Origin of the sequence: Herbaspirillum sp. C7C2, from assembly GCF_022627865.1 — a bacterium.
GTDB lineage: Bacteria > Pseudomonadota > Gammaproteobacteria > Burkholderiales > Burkholderiaceae_D > Herbaspirillum > Herbaspirillum frisingense.
On record NZ_JABXGI010000002.1, the window covers coordinates 154,240 to 168,741 of the forward strand.

Sequence of the window (14,502 nt, forward strand, 5' to 3'; positions counted from 1 at the left end):
AACAATACGTTGTTTGACGTAAGCTCCCGGCCGCGGCCGGCCGCCCGCCTGCACAGCTTTTGCCCGCCTGCTGCCTGTTGTTGGTGCAGGCAAATGGCGGCGAGCGTGGCGATGCTCTTGCCGGGGTGGCAATACCTGCTACGGGTCTGCTGTGTTTTGGTGAATTCCCGTGGAATGCGGCAGCGCACATACGTCATTTGACGTATGCCCTCACCGTCCAAATGGTTTGAAAATTGCTTGCGCCTGAACGCGAGCGGTCCGGCAGCCCAGGACCTGACGAGATGACCTGACTTCCCCCCGAGCCAACGTGACCCATCCCGCCACACAACGCATCGTCAAGGTCCGCCGCGACTACAACACCTGGGTCGCCAACGAGACCCTGGAAGATTACGCACTGCGCTATACGCCGCTGTCGTTTCGCCGCTGGTCCGAATTCCGCCTGGCCAACACGGCCCTGGGCGCGACCTCGTTTTTGGCGCTGGAAGCCATCAGCGGCGCCATCACCCTCAGCTACGGCTTCACCAATGCCTTCTGGGCCATCGTCTGCGTGGTGGTGCTGTTCTTCCTGACCGGCCTGCCGATCAGCTACTACGCGGCGCGCTACGGGGTGGACATGGACCTGCTCACGCGCGGCGCCGGTTTCGGCTATATCGGCTCGACCATCACCTCGCTGATCTATGCCAGCTTCACCTTCATCTTCTTCGCGCTGGAAGCGGCCATCATGGCCCAGGCCATCGAGATCTATTTCGGCCTGCCGCTGGTGTATGGCTACGTACTCTGTTCGCTGATCATCATCCCCATGGTGGCCTACGGCATCACCCTCATCAACCGCCTGCAGATGTGGACCCAGCCGCTGTGGCTGGTGCTGCTGGTATTGCCCTATCTGTGCGTGCTGTACAAGGAGCCCGACGCCCTGCGCAACCTGATGAGCTTTGCCGGTCGCGCCGAGGAAGGTAGCTCCTTCAACCTGCTGCTGTTCGGCGCGGCGGCGACGGTGGCCTTTTCGCTGATCGCCCAGATCGGCGAGCAGGTCGACTTCCTGCGCTTCCTGCCGAAAAAGACCGCCGCCAATCGCGGCCGCTGGTGGAGCGCCCTGCTGCTGGCCGGCCCCGGCTGGATTCTGCTGGGCGGCGCCAAGATGCTGGGTGGCGCGCTGCTGGCCTTCCTTGCCATCCAGCACGAGGTGCCGATGGCGCGCGCCGTGGAACCGACCCAGATGTACCTGATCGGTTACCAGTACGTGTTCGGCAATCCGGCCCTGGCGCTGGGGGCGGTGGTGCTGTTCGTGGTGGTGTCGCAGATCAAGATCAATGTCACCAATGCCTATGCCGGTTCGCTGGCCTGGTCCAATTTCTTTGCCCGCCTGACCCACAGCCACCCGGGCCGGGTGGTGTGGCTGGTGTTCAATGTCCTGATCGCGGTGCTGCTGATGGAGCTGGGCGTGTTCAATGCGCTGGAACACGTGCTGGCGCTCTACAGCCTGGTGGCCATCTCCTGGATCGGCGCGGTAGTGGCCGACCTGGTGATCAACAAGCCGCTGCGCTTGAGCCCGGCGCATATCGAGTTCAAGCGCGCCCACCTGTACGACGTCAACCCGGTCGGTGTGGGTTCGATGGTGATCGCCACCCTGCTCTCCACGCTGGCCATGTCCGGCGTGCTGGGCAAGACGGTGGCAGCACTCTCCCCGTTCATCGCGCTGGGGACGGCTCTGGTGAGCGCGCCCTTGATCGCGGTGGCCACCGGCAGCCGCTACTACATCGCCCGCCGCGATACCTTGTCCGAACAGAGCTATCGCCCCTACACGCCCGGCCACAGCCCCTCGGTACTGGACTGCGTCATCTGCGGCAATGCCTTCGAAACCCCGGACATGGCGCACTGCCCGGCCTACCAGGGCGCCATCTGCTCGCTGTGCTGTTCACTCGATGCGCGTTGCAAGGACCGCTGCAAGACCCCGCGCGCGCGGCTGCCCAACCAGATCCTGCACACCCTGCGCCAGTTGATCCCGGCGCGCTTCGCGCTCAAGCTCAATACCCGCATCGGCCATTACCTGAGCGTCTTCGGTCTCCTGGCCGCTGGCCTGGCCATCGTGCTGTGGATGCTGTACTTCCAGCAGATGGCCGACCTCTCCGGCCTCACGCTGGCCGCGCCCGACTCGCTGCGGGGTGTCTTCATCAAGCTGTTCTGTCTGTTGCTGGTGGTGGTCGGCGTGGGGGCCTGGTGGCTGGTGCTGACCAACGAAAGCCGCGCCGTCGCGCAGGAAGAATCGGAACGCCAGACCAACTTGCTGCTACAGGAAATCGAGGCCCACAAGCAGACCGACGCCGAACTGCAGCGCGCCAAGGAAGCCGCCGAATCAGCCAACCTGGCCAAGAGCCGCTTCGTGGCCGGCATGAGCCACGAACTGCGCACGCCCTTGAACAGCATCCTCGGCTATGCCCAGATCCTGCACGTGGACGCCACCATTCCGCCGGCCCGCAAGGAAGCCATCGCCATCATCCGCCGCAGTGGCGAACACTTGCTGAGCCTGATCGACGGCCTGCTGGACATCGCCAAGATCGAAGCCGGCAAGATGCGCCTGGCCTCCGACGAACTGGCGCTGGAAGCCTTCCTGGAACAGATCGTGGGCATGTTCGCGCCGCAGGCCGAACAGAAGGGCCTGCAGTTCCGCTTCGAAAAGACCGGCCGCCTGCCGCACATCGTGCATGCCGACCAGAAGCGGCTGCGGCAGATCCTCATCAACCTGCTGGGCAATGCCGTCAAGTTCACCGACCGTGGCGGGGTCACCCTGAAGGTACGCTATGCCCGCGAGATTGCCTGGTTCGAGGTGGTCGATACCGGCATCGGCATCGCCGACGACGACCTGGAGCGCATCTTCCTGCCCTTCGAACGGAGCAACGCGGCCAGCCTGCGCGAAGACATCGGCACCGGGCTCGGCCTGGCCATCAGCCGCATGCTGGTGCACATCATGGGGGGCGAACTGAGCGTGCAGAGCACGGTCGGCAGCGGCAGCAGCTTCCAGCTCAAGCTCTACCTGCCGGAGGTGCATGTGCCGCGCCCCCGGCTACAACTGGAAGACCAGATGTCCGGCTACGCCGGCCCCTCGCGCCATATCCTGGTGGTGGACGACCAGGCCTCGCAACGGCGCCTGTTGAAGGACATGCTGGCCCCGCTGGGCTTTGCGGTCAGCGAGGCCGACAGCGGCCTGGCCTGCATGGAAAGACTGGCGCACGAGGTGCCGGACCTGATCCTGCTCGACATCGCCATGCCGCAGATGGATGGCTGGAGCGTGGCCCGCGCCATCCGCGCGCGGGGCCTGACGCAGCTGCCCGTCCTGCTGGTCTCGGCCAATGCCTTCGAGAACCTGCACGAACGCAACGGCGCGCCACTGGTCAACGACTTCCTGGTCAAGCCGGTGTCGTACAACGAACTGTTGGGCAAGATTCGGCAGCACCTGCAACTGGACTGGGTGGCGCCGGGCATCGCCTCCGCCTCCGCCACCACTCCACCCACCACAGCTACCACAGCCAAGCCACTGATGCTGGTGCCGGGCCAGGACAGGCTGGCCGCCCTGCTGCAACTGGGCAGCATCGGCTATGCCAAGGAAATCCTGCGCCAGCTGGACGCCATGGACCGCCAGAACCCGGCCTACCTGCCCTTCACCACGGAGCTGCGGCAACTGGTCAGGCAATTCCGACTCAACGAATATGTCACCCGCATCAAGGAGCTGATCCACCATGATCTCAACGACGTTCGATAGGCAAGTCGTCCTGATCGTCGATGACATGCCCGACAACCTGGCCATGTTGTCCGACGCCCTCGACGAAAGCGGCCACATCGTGCTGGTCGCCACCGATGGTCTCTCGGCGCTGCAGCGGCTGGATCACATCACGCCCGACCTGATCCTGCTGGACGCCATGATGCCCGGCATCGACGGCTTCGAGACCTGCCGTCGCATCAAGCAACTGCGGCAGGTCAATCACGTACCGGTGGTCTTCATGACCGGCCTGTCAGAGACCGAACATGTGGTGCGCGGCTTCGAGGTCGGCGGCATCGACTACGTGACCAAGCCGATCCGCCCGCAGGAAGTGGTGGCCCGCATCGGCGCCCACATCCGCACCGGGCGCATGATGTCGCAGGCGCGCGGGGTCCTGGAACAGGCCGCGCACGCGGTGATCGTCCTGGGCGGCAACGGCTTGCCGACCTGGCAGACCAGCAAGGCCTCGCAATGGCTGGAGAAGTATTTCGGCGCCCCCGCACCGGGCAGCCAGCGGCTGCCGGCAGCACTGCAGGTGTGGCTGAACGAACAACTGGTGCGCCAGCGCCAGGGCGAGAACCTGGACCAGTTGCCGCCGCTGGTGGTGCGTCTGGATCAGGGCGAACTGCACATCACCCTGTGCGGCCCCGGCCAGGGGCATGGCGCCAGCCTGCTGCTGGAAGAAAAGACCGGCGCCGCCGCCGCGCTGGCACGGCCGGAAGACGGCCCGGTGCTACCCGCCTCGCTGGAAGCCTGCCGGCTCACCCCGCGCGAGAGCGACGTCCTGCTGTGGCTGGGCAAGGGCAAGACCAACCGCGACATCGCCGACATCCTCGGCATGAGCCCGCGCACGGTGAACAAGCACCTGGAACACATCTTCGTGAAACTGGGCGTGGAAACGCGCTCGGCGGCGGCGGTGCTGGCCAGTAGCGTGGCGGCGGGAGGGGGGAGTCAGTTGCTGCAATGAGCCGGTCAGCATAAACCCGGGCAGACCAGGCCGGTTTGCCCTATCCTTGCACAGGGCACTTACGCCCATCATCACCGAAGCAAGGAGTCATCATGCCCAAGAAAGAGAAACTGGACCCGGAAACCGAAGCCCTGATCCAATGGTGTACCGAAGTCGAGCAATTCCTGGTCAAGGGCGGCGCCACGCTGGACCAGGCGCAGGAGCACATCGAAGAACAGGTGGAGTGGTTCACCGATCTGTTCTACGACGGCCTGACCCCGGAAGAAGCCGCCAAGGAAGCCCTGGCCTGAAGCAGGTTCCGCCAACCTCCCCTACCACCAGCATCCCGGCCCGCAAGGCCGGGATTTTCTTTTCATGGTTCAGTCGCGGCCAAAGCGCGTGGAGAGTCCGCGCAAGGCGTCGTAGAGAGGCCGGGTGGCCTCGGCCAGGCGCTCCAGACTGGCTTCGCGCAGGGCGTCCAGGTCCAGCGCGGCGGCGCCCTTGAGGCCGGCCCACGCCAGCAAGGCGGCCAGTGCCTGCGGATGGTCGAACATGCCGTGCAGGTAACTGCCCAGCAATTGGCCATCGGCCGATTGCGCGCCCTCGCCCCGCTCTTCGATGACAAAGGCCGGTCGCTCCAGCGCGGCACCGTGTGAGACGCCCATGTGGATCTCGTAGCCGCGCACGCTGGCGGTGTCCTGGCCGAAGTTGCCGAAGTTGCCGAAGTTACAGTGGCCGCTGACCTGCAGCAGGCGCTTTTCCTGCGTCAGCTCGGTGTGCATGGCGAGCAGATCCAGGCCGGCGCTGCTGCCGGGGGTACCTTCCACGCCATGCGGGTCGTCGATGCGCTCGCCCATCATCTGGAAACCGCCGCAGATGCCGATGAGCTTGCCGCCATAGCGCAGGTGGCGGGTGATGGCTTCGGTCCAGCCATGCTGGCGCAGCCATTGCAGGTCGCCCCGGGTGTTCTTGCTGCCGGGCAGGATGATGAGGTCGGCCGGGGGAATCGGCTGGCCGGGGCCGATGAAGCGCAGGTCGAGGTCGGGATGGGCGCGCAGCGCGTCGAAGTCGGTGTGGTTGCTGATGCGCGGGAAGACCGGTACCACCACGCGGAAGTCGCCCTTGTGCTCTTGCGTGGCGGCGACCGCATCTTCGGCGTCCAGCTGCAGGCCGTGCAGGTAGGGCAGCACCGCCAGGACCGGCTTGCCGGTACGTTGCTCCAGCCAGTCCAGCCCGCCTTGCAGGAGGCTGATGTCGCCCCGGAAACGGTTGATGACGAAGCCGACCACGCGCTCGCGCTCGCTCTCGGAGAGGCAATCGAGGGTGCCGGTCAGGTGTGCGAAGACACCGCCACGGTCGATGTCGGCCACGATGATGACCGGGCAATCGACCGCTTCGGCAAAGCCCATGTTGGCGATGTCGCGGGCGCGCAGGTTGATCTCGGCCGGGCTGCCGGCGCCTTCGACGATGACGCAGGCATATTGCGCGCGCAGGCGGGCATAGGATTGCAGCACGGCCTGCATGGCCTCGGTCTTGTAGCGGTGGTAGTCGCGGGCGTTCATGTCGGCGCGCACCTTGCCGTGCACGATGACCTGGGCGCCGGTGTCGCTGGAGGGCTTGAGCAGGACCGGGTTCATGTCGGTATGCGGGGCGATGCCGGCGGCCTGGGCCTGCAGGGCCTGGGCGCGGCCGATCTCGCCGCCGTCGGCGGTGACGGCGCTGTTCAGGGCCATGTTCTGCGGCTTGAACGGGGCCACGGCGATGCCGTCCTTCTTCAGCAGTCGGCACAGGGCGGCAGCCAGGGTGCTCTTGCCGGCGTCCGAGGTGGTGCCCTGGATCATCAGGGTGTGGAAGGGGAAATCAGCCACGTCGGCTCCATCTATGCAGGGCTTGTTGCAGCCGCTCCCAACCGGCTTCGTCAGGCGGCAGGCCAAGGCGGATGCCACCGGCACCACGGGTGAAGAGGCGCACCCAGATGCCCTCTTGCGCCATGGTTTCATGGAACACCACGGCCTGCGGTTCCGGCCACCACTGGAACAACGCCGTGCCATGGGAGGCGATGCCATGGGCGGCCAGCAGGGCCTGCAGGCGCTCGCCGGCGGCCAGCAGTTGCTGCAGCGTGGCCTGCTGCCACTGGCTGTCGCCGAGAGCGGCGCAGCCGATCTGCTGGGCCGGGCCGCTGATGGTCCAGGGTCCCAGCCAGTCGGCCAGCGCATCCAGCAGCGCCGGTGCGGCAGCGACGAAGCCCAGCCGCAGGCCGGCCAGGCCAAAGAACTTGCCCACCGAGCGCAATACGATCAGGCCGGAGCTGGCCGTGTGGGCCGCCGTGTGGGCGGCCACGCTCTGGCCAGGCAATGTATCGCCGAAGGCTTCGTCCACCACCAGCCAGCCGCCGCGTGCGGCCAGGTGCGCGGCCCATTGCAGGAGCTGGGCCGGGGCCACCCTTGCACCGGTGGGATTGTTGGGATTGCAGAGCACCAATACGTCGCAGGCGGCGCCCTGCACTGCCTCGTCCAGCGCGGCGTACGGAATCTCTCGCACCGCATGGCCGGCGCGCTGCCAGCAGTGCGCATGTTCGGCGTAGATGGGCGCGGCCACCACCACCTGGGCCGGGCGTCCGTCCTGGCGCAGCCGCAGTTGCGGCAGTGCCTGGATGGCGGCCTGGGTGCCGGCCACGGCCAGCATGCGGGGCGCACCGTAGTAGGCGCAGGCGGCCTGCTCCAGCGCCGGCGAGGCTTCGGGCAGGCGGTGCCAGGCGTCGGCGGCGATGGCAGGCGCCGGATAGGGCCTCGGATTGATGCCGGTGGACAGGTCCAGCCAATGGCTGCGGGGGCGGCCGTAGTGGCGCGCCGCGTCGTTGAGGTTGCCGCCGTGTTCAAGCATGCAGGCCTCCCAGGCAGAGCAGCGCCACGGCGCTGATGACGGCCAGCCATAGGGCCGTGCTCATAGCCACCAGTCGCCAGGCACGCACGATGTCCGGCCCTTGCGGCATGGGGCCGCGCCCCAGTGGCGGGCGCTGTTCCAGTTCGCCGTCATAGATCGCTGGTCCGCCCAGGGCCAGGCCCAGCGCGCCGGCGCCTGCGGCCATCACCGGTCCGGCATTGGGGCTGCTCCAGGCCGGGGCCTGTTCCTTCCAGCAGGCCATGGCCTGGCGCCGCTGGCCCAGCCAGGCGTAGGACAAGGCGGTCAGGCGTGCCGGCAGCCAGTTCAAGGCATCGTCGATGCGTGCTGCGGCCCAGCCGAAGTGCAGGAAGCGCGTCGTGCGGTAGCCCCACATCGCATCCAGGGTATTGGCCAGGCGGAACAGCAAGGCGCCGGGGCCACCGGCCACCAGGAACCAGAACAGCGTGCCGAAGACGGCGTCGTTGCCATTCTCCAGCAGCGATTCGACGCCGGCCTTGGCCAGGTCCTGCTCGCTGGAATGGCGCGTGTCGCGGCTGACGATGTAGGAGGTCAGGCGGCGCGCCTGCGGCAGGTCGCCGGTGGCCAGTGCCTGGGCAATCGGCAGGGTATGTTCGCGCAGGCTGCGCAGGCCGATGCAGAAATACAGCAGCACCGCATGCAGCAAGGCGGCCAGCCACCAGGGCGCGGCCGCCAGCAGCCAGGCGGCCAACAGCACCGGCGGCAGCACCGCCAGGCTCCAGGCCAGCACGCCGCGCAGGCGCAATGCCGGGCGCTGGTTGAGCACGCGCTCGATGGTTTTGGCCAGGTTGCCGAAGCCGACCAGCGGATGCCAGCGGCGCGCTTCGCCCAGGGCCAGGTCGAGCGCCACGCCCAGCGCCATCAGCACCGCCAGCCAGGGCCAGGACAGGCCGCTCAGCATGGGCTGTCCTTCAGGCTCAGGGGCAGCCCGGCGGCGACCCATTGCACCCGTTCGCAGAGGGCCGCCACGGACTGGTTCAGGCGGCCGGCCTCGTCCACGAACCAGCGCGAGATGGCGCCCTGCGGGATGATGCCCATGCCCACTTCATTGGAGACGATGATCACCGGCCCGGAGACCTCCTGCAAGGCGCGCAGGAAATCCACCCGCTGCAGCGTGAATGCCGCTGGCGGGTCGATCGGCCCCCGTTCAGGAAATTCAATGCCGTCGGCAAACAGCAGGTTGGCTAGCCACACGGTCAGGCAATCGACCAGCACCACGCGATCGGGGCGGCTATGCTCGCGCAGGGCCTGGCCCAGGGCCAGCGGTTCTTCCACCGTGCGCCATGGGCCACCCAAGGCCAGTCGGCGTTGCTGGTGGTGGTCGATGCGGGCCTGCATCTCGGCGTCGTCACTGCTGGCGCGGCGGCTGGCGGTGGCTAGATAGACGATCTCGGCAGCGCCGCCCTGCCAGGCGGCCAGCGCCAGTTTCTCGGCATGTGCGCTCTTGCCGGAGCGGGCGCCGCCGAACACCAGGGTGCGTTGCGGCGGGCGGGAAGCGGGATTCATGCTTGCGGTTCTCCCTGGGCGGGCCAACGGTCCTGGTAGACCAGATCGGCCAGTGACTGGCGTGTGGCCCATTGCTCCTGTTCCAGCATGGGCCGTTCGTAGAAGGCGGGGACGTGGCCCAGGCACAGCACCGCCATCGGCTCGGCGCCGGTCGGCATCTGCAGCAACTGCGCCAGGGCTGGCGGATCGAACAGCGACACCCAGCCCATGCCCAGCCCTTCGGCACGAGCGGCCAGCCACATGTTCTGCAGCGCGCAGGAGAGCGAGGCCAGGTCCATCTGGGGCAGCGTGCGGCGGCCGAAGACGTGGGCTTCGCGGTGGTCCATCAGGGCGGCGACCAGCACTTCGCCGCACTCCAGGATGCCTTCCACCTTCAGGCGCATGAACTCGTCCTCGCGCTGGCCCAGTGCCTGCGCGGTGGCCACGCGTTCCTGCTCGACCAGTGCGTGGATGGCCTGGCGCAGGTCGCGATCAGCGATGCGGATGAAGCGCCAGGGCTGCATGAAACCCACGCTGGGCGCATGGTGCGCGGCCTGCAGCAGGCGTTCCAGCAGGGCCGGCTCGACCGGGTCGGGCAGGAAGTGGCGCATGTCGCGCCGCTCGCGGATGACGCGATAGAGGGCGTCGATCTGCTCCTGCGGATAGCGATGGGCCGGCTGGGGTGAGACCGATTGAGGCGAGGCCGCCGGCTTCATGCGACCGCACCTCCCAGCAGGGCCGCGACGGTACGCGGGGCGGAGCGGAAATAGGCGTGCAGGTAGCTGGCGGTGACCTGTTGCTGGCGATACACCACCTCGCCCTCGGAAGAATCGAACAGGCGCTCGCCCCGCGCCATGAATTGCGCGCCCACCACCGCGCGCGAATAGTGGAAGGTGTGGCAGCGCAGATGCTCGCCGACGGCGCCCGGCAGGTTCAACTTCAGGGTCTGGTAACCCAGCCCCTGCAGGCGTGGCTGCACCGTGGCCTGGCCGGGCAGCACGCCACACATCTGGCCGCTGCTGCCGTCCTGGCCGACGATACTGTCCAGCAGGAACAGCATGCCGCCGCACTCGGCGTAGAGCGGCTTGCCGGCGGCCGCATGCGCGCGCAGGCCGGACTGGGTGACCTGCGCGGCCTGCAGCGTGGCGAGGTAGAGCTCGGGATAGCCACCCGGCAGCCACACCGCATCGCAGGGCGGCAAGGGATCATCGGCCAGCGGCGAGAAGAAGGCCAGGCTGGCGCCCATCTGCTGCAGCAATTCCAGGTTGGCGGTGTAGATGAAGGAAAACGCCAGGTCGCGCGCCACGGCGATGGTCTTGCCTGCCAGCAGGCGCGGGAAGTCGCGCTCCTGGGGTGGCACGCCGAAGTCCACCGGGTCCGGCAGCGTGGCCAGGGAGGTGCTGGACATGCGCTCGGCCACCGCGTCCAGGCGCGCATCGAGGTCGGCGATCTCGGGTGCGGCCACCAGGCCGAGGTGGCGCTCCGGGAGGGCGAACTGCATGTCGCGCTGCAAGCCGGTCAGCAGCGGCACCGATGGCCGGGCGTTGCGCAGGCCCTGGCGCAGCATCTGCGCATGACGTGGGCTGGCCACGCCATTGGCCAGCACGCCGGCAAACTTCAGTTCGGGACGGTAGGCCAGCAGGCCCTGCGCCAGCGCGCCGATGGTCTGGCCCATGCCACGCGCATTGATCACCGCCACCACCGGGATGCCCAGCAACTGGGCCAGGTCGGCACTGCTGGGTTCGCCATCGTAGAGGCCCATGACGCCCTCTACCAGCAGCACGTCGGCCTCGGCCGCGGCCAGCGCCACCTGGCGCCGGCAGTGGTCTTCGCCGCCCAGCCACAGGTCGAGGTTGACCACCGGCTGGCCGCTGGCCTGCTCCAGCACCATGGGATCGAGGAAATCAGGGCCGGTCTTGAACACCCGTACGCGCTTGCCCTGGCTGCGGTAGAGACGCGCCAGCGCGGCCGTGATGGTGGTCTTGCCGTGGCCGGAGGCCGGGGCCGAGATGAACAGGGCCGGGCAGCTGTGATGAAGTTCGGACATCAGAATTCCACGCCTTTCTGCGCCTTCACGCCCTGCTCCTTGTAGGGGTGCTTCACGGGGCGCATCTCGCTGACCAGATCGGCCTGTTCAATCAGCGCCTCGGGCGCGTGACGGCCGGTGACGACGATGTGCAGCATCTCGCGACGGCCGGCAAAGACGCGCAGCACTTCTTCCAGATCGAGGTACTGGTATTTCAGGACGATGTTGAGTTCGTCCAGGATCACCATGTCATAGCTGGGGTCGTTGATCATGCGCACCGCCTCGGCCCAGCCGCGCGCTGCGGTGCGCATGTCGGCTTCGCGGTCCTGGGTATCCCAGGTATAGCCCGCGCCGACGACGTGGAAGTCGCAATTGGCATGGCTGCCCAGGAAGTCGCGTTCGGCGCTGTAGAGCGCGCCCTTGATGAACTGCACCACGCCCAGTTTCATGCCATGGCCGAGGATGCGCATGCCCATGCCGAAGGCGGCGCTGGACTTGCCCTTGCCGGTGCCGGTGTTGACGATCAGCAGCCCCTTTTCCAGCTGGGCGGCAGCCTTCTTCTTTTCAAAGCCTTCCTTGTGGCGCTGGGTCATGCGCTTGTGGGAGTCGGGATCGGTTTTCACGGTCGGGTTCTTTCCAAAAATTCGTTCAGGTCCAGTTGGCACCGGTGCGCTCGGCAAGGATGCGGGCGACGTTGCTGCGACTGGGATGGTAGCCGATGAAGACCAGTTCGCTGTGCTTGCCATGGTGGCTGGCGGTACTGCCCTGCCCGCTTGTAGCAGCCACCACGCGCGCGCGCACCGCCTGCAGCAGCAGCGGGCCGGCGGCGCTGTGCACGAAGCCCTTGGCGCGCAGGATGGGCTCGGCCAGGGCGGCGGCAGCCACGGCCTGGCGCAGGCGCTCCGGGTCCTGCGGCGCCGTACTGCGCAGCGTGAAGGATTGCCAGCCGGGGTCTTGCTCGTGGAAATGCTTGTGGGTGGACAGCCCGTGGCTGTGCGCGCCCAGGCCGGAGTGGGCATGGCCGTTGAAGCGGCGCTGGTCGGCCGCGACCGTGGCACGCTCGCCCGGCATGCCCACCGGCGTGTAGTGGTGATGAACGGTCGCGCCCGCCTGGTGCAGGCGCAGGCCCAGCGCCAGGCGAATATCCAGCCGGGCGCCATAGGCCAGTTCCAGGAAGCGCACATTGGGCGCCAGTGCGCGCACGGTCGCTTCGGCCTGCAGCAAGGGCGCTTCGTCCATGCCGTCGATCTTGTTGAGGACCACCACGTCGGCGCATTCCAGTTGCTGGCGGAACAGGCTGGCGGTGGCATCGCGTACGACGTCGCCACTGGCGAATGCCTCTTCCAGCAGCAACGGGGTATCGACCACGGCCAGGGTGGCGTCCAGCACGAAGTGCGGCGCCAGCTCGGGCGACTGCAGCACCTCCATCACGGCGCTGGGCAGGGCCAGGCCGGAGGTTTCGATCAGCACATGGTCGATCTGCGCACGGCGGGCGGCCAGCGCCAGCATGGCCGGCACGAACTGCTCGTCGTCACCATAGGCGATCAGGCCATGGGCAAAGTCCTGGATCTGCACCTGACCCTGGCCATCGCCCTCGGCGCGCAGCAGGTCGCCGTCGATGGCGACTTCACCGAATTCATTGATCAGCAAGGCCAGCCGGCGCGACTGGCGGCGCTGCACCAGGGCGCGCAGCAGCGTGGTCTTGCCGGCCCCGAGGAAGCCGGTGACCACGGTCACCGGGATGGGCGGCATGGCAGTAGCCAATGCTGGAGCCGATGCGGCGCTCATCGTCAGGCTCCCGCCAGTGCCGCCAGGCGGGCATGGACTTCGGCGAAATCATGGGCCACCAGCGGGTAGTCCAGGCACGGACGGCGCACCGTCAGCAGCGGGATGCCCAGGGCCCGCGCTGCCTCGACCTTGGCCCGATAGCCGCCGGCCTCGCCGGAGTCCTTGGTGACCACGCAATCGATGCCCCAGTCGCGCCACAGTGCTTCGTTGAAGGCTTGCGAGAACGGCCCCTGCATGGCGCACAGCTGCGCACGCGGCAGGCCCAGTTCCAGGGCGCGACGCAGGAAATCGGGATCGGCCGTGACGCGGGCGAACCATTGGCGCTCCTGCGCGCCGCTGGCCTGCAGGAAGGTTGCCAGGTCCTTGGAGCCGGTGGCCAGGAAGATGCGGCGCCCCATGGCAATGGCCCGGGCGGCGGCCTCCTGCATGTCGGTGCAGGCATTGGGATCATCGGCGGCGATCTCGCTGGGGCGCTCATAGCGCAGGTAGGGAATGCCCAACTCCTGCGCCAGCGACATCAGTTGCTGCGACATCTGCACCGCAAAGGGATGGGTGGCATCCACCAGCACCCGGGCCTGGCTGTCGCGCAGGGCCTGGCGACGCGCCTCCACGCCCTGGCGACCGGACCAGACGAACACGCCCGGGCAATCGCCGCGCGCCAGCTGGCCGCCATACTCGGTGGCGGTGGAGACAACGACACTGCGGCCCTGCCCGGCCAGCTCGGCGGCCAGCGCATTGCCGTCGCTGGTGCCGGCGAACACCCACACCGCCTGCGGCGGCAAGTGAGCGGCCGCCTGGGCTTGCGACTCTTCGCTCCAGTCGTTGTAGCCACGCGGGGTGAAAATCCAGTCGCGCTTGCGCTGGGTGAAGCGGTTGCCGATGACGATCGAGGTCAGCATGTCGAACTGCAGGCCCGGCAATTCATTCAGGCGATGGATGGAGACCTGCTGGCCCGGGCGGTAGGCATTGCGCACCACGCCGCACAGGGTATGCGGGGCCTTGTGCTGCAGCATCAGTTGCAGGATGCGATAGACGCCCTCCTGCCGACCGGCGCTCTGCACGTTGTAGAGCACGCAGGCCAGGTCGGCCTGGGCGATGTGGCTGGCGCGCTGTTCGATCCATGACCACGGGCATAGCAGGTTGGACAGCGACAGCGTGGCGAAGTCGTGCGATAGCGGCGACCCCAGGAGCGATGCACAGGCATTGGCAGAGGTCACGCCGGGGATGACGTTGACTTCAAAGGTGTCGTCCTCGCGCATGTCGTCGAAGGCCAGTGCGGCCATGGCGTAGATGCCGATGTCGCCGCTGGAGATGAGCGCCACCCGGCGCCCGGCGCGGGCCTGTTCGATGGCCAGCAGGGCGCGCTCGCGCTCCTGCGTCAGCGGCGGGGTGTGGATTTCCTTGCCCTCGATGTGCGCGGCGATCCAGCGCAAGTACAACTCGTAGGCGACGATGACCTCGCTCTCGCGCAAGGCCTCGATGGCACGCGGGATGATCATCTCTTCGAAACCGGGGCCGACCGAGACCAGGTTCAATACGCCTTTTTTCTTGACTGCTTCCATCCTGTTTTCCCGCAAAAAA

At 67.4% G+C, this 14,502-nt stretch carries 12 protein-coding genes; 3 read left to right on the forward strand and 9 right to left on the reverse strand.

From position 1 onward, the window contains the following. The first annotated feature begins 307 nt into the window (after positions 1-307). The 3 genes from HWE04_RS04360 (at position 308) to HWE04_RS04370 (ending at position 5,011) form a co-directional block, all read left to right on the forward strand. On the forward strand, positions 308-3,757 hold the full coding sequence (locus tag HWE04_RS04360) for an ATP-binding protein (RefSeq protein ID WP_241811627.1): 3,450 nt from the start codon (positions 308-310) through the stop codon (positions 3,755-3,757). Next, entirely contained in the window at positions 3,735-4,721 is a 987-nt protein-coding gene (locus HWE04_RS04365) for a response regulator transcription factor (protein WP_241811628.1), read from the forward strand. Before HWE04_RS04360 ends, HWE04_RS04365 begins: the two co-directional genes overlap by 23 nt. Before the next feature lie 92 nt (positions 4,722-4,813). Beyond that, a complete protein-coding gene (locus tag HWE04_RS04370; protein WP_006713029.1) occupies positions 4,814-5,011 on the forward strand; it encodes a hypothetical protein in 198 nt (65 codons plus the stop codon). Positions 5,012-5,080: 69 nt separating this feature from the next. On the opposite strand, the gene HWE04_RS04375 is transcribed toward HWE04_RS04370, so the two are convergent. Genes HWE04_RS04375 through cobJ form a run of 9 tightly spaced genes read right to left on the reverse strand, consistent with a single transcriptional unit; the run spans position 5,081 to position 14,483 of the window. Then, on the reverse strand, positions 5,081-6,568 hold the full coding sequence (locus tag HWE04_RS04375) for a cobyric acid synthase (RefSeq protein WP_241811629.1): 1,488 nt from the start codon (positions 6,566-6,568) through the stop codon (positions 5,081-5,083). Continuing rightward, positions 6,561-7,583 carry a threonine-phosphate decarboxylase CobD gene (gene cobD / locus HWE04_RS04380; RefSeq protein ID WP_241811630.1) on the reverse strand — a complete coding sequence of 341 codons (1,023 nt, stop codon included), beginning with the start codon at positions 7,581-7,583 and terminating at the stop codon, positions 6,561-6,563. The genes HWE04_RS04375 and cobD overlap by 8 nt, the downstream gene beginning before the upstream one ends. Beyond that, a complete protein-coding gene (cbiB, locus tag HWE04_RS04385) occupies positions 7,576-8,523 on the reverse strand; it encodes an adenosylcobinamide-phosphate synthase CbiB (RefSeq protein WP_241811631.1) in 948 nt (315 codons plus the stop codon). Before cbiB ends, cobD begins: the two co-directional genes overlap by 8 nt. Beyond that, positions 8,517-9,128, reverse strand: a complete 612-nt coding sequence (gene cobU, locus HWE04_RS04390; protein ID WP_241811632.1) for a bifunctional adenosylcobinamide kinase/adenosylcobinamide-phosphate guanylyltransferase — start codon at positions 9,126-9,128, stop codon at positions 8,517-8,519. Before cobU ends, cbiB begins: the two co-directional genes overlap by 7 nt. After that, positions 9,125-9,823 carry a 5,6-dimethylbenzimidazole synthase gene (gene bluB / locus HWE04_RS04395; protein WP_241811633.1) on the reverse strand — a complete coding sequence of 233 codons (699 nt, stop codon included), beginning with the start codon at positions 9,821-9,823 and terminating at the stop codon, positions 9,125-9,127. The genes cobU and bluB overlap by 4 nt, the downstream gene beginning before the upstream one ends. Next, positions 9,820-11,154, reverse strand: coding sequence for a cobyrinate a,c-diamide synthase (locus HWE04_RS04400; RefSeq protein ID WP_241811634.1), 1,335 nt, complete (start codon positions 11,152-11,154; stop codon positions 9,820-9,822). The genes bluB and HWE04_RS04400 overlap by 4 nt, the downstream gene beginning before the upstream one ends. Then, complete coding sequence (cobO, locus tag HWE04_RS04405; RefSeq protein WP_077236828.1) at positions 11,154-11,756, reverse strand: cob(I)yrinic acid a,c-diamide adenosyltransferase; 603 nt, start codon at positions 11,754-11,756, stop codon at positions 11,154-11,156. The genes HWE04_RS04400 and cobO overlap by 1 nt, the downstream gene beginning before the upstream one ends. A 25-nt stretch (positions 11,757-11,781) precedes the next feature. Further along, positions 11,782-12,921 (reverse strand): CobW family GTP-binding protein, encoded by a 1,140-nt coding sequence (locus HWE04_RS04410; RefSeq protein ID WP_241811635.1) that lies wholly within the window; start codon positions 12,919-12,921, stop codon positions 11,782-11,784. Positions 12,922-12,923: 2 nt separating this feature from the next. Then, entirely contained in the window at positions 12,924-14,483 is a 1,560-nt protein-coding gene (gene cobJ / locus HWE04_RS04415; protein WP_241811636.1) for a precorrin-3B C(17)-methyltransferase, read from the reverse strand. Positions 14,484-14,502: the final 19 nt, after the last annotated feature.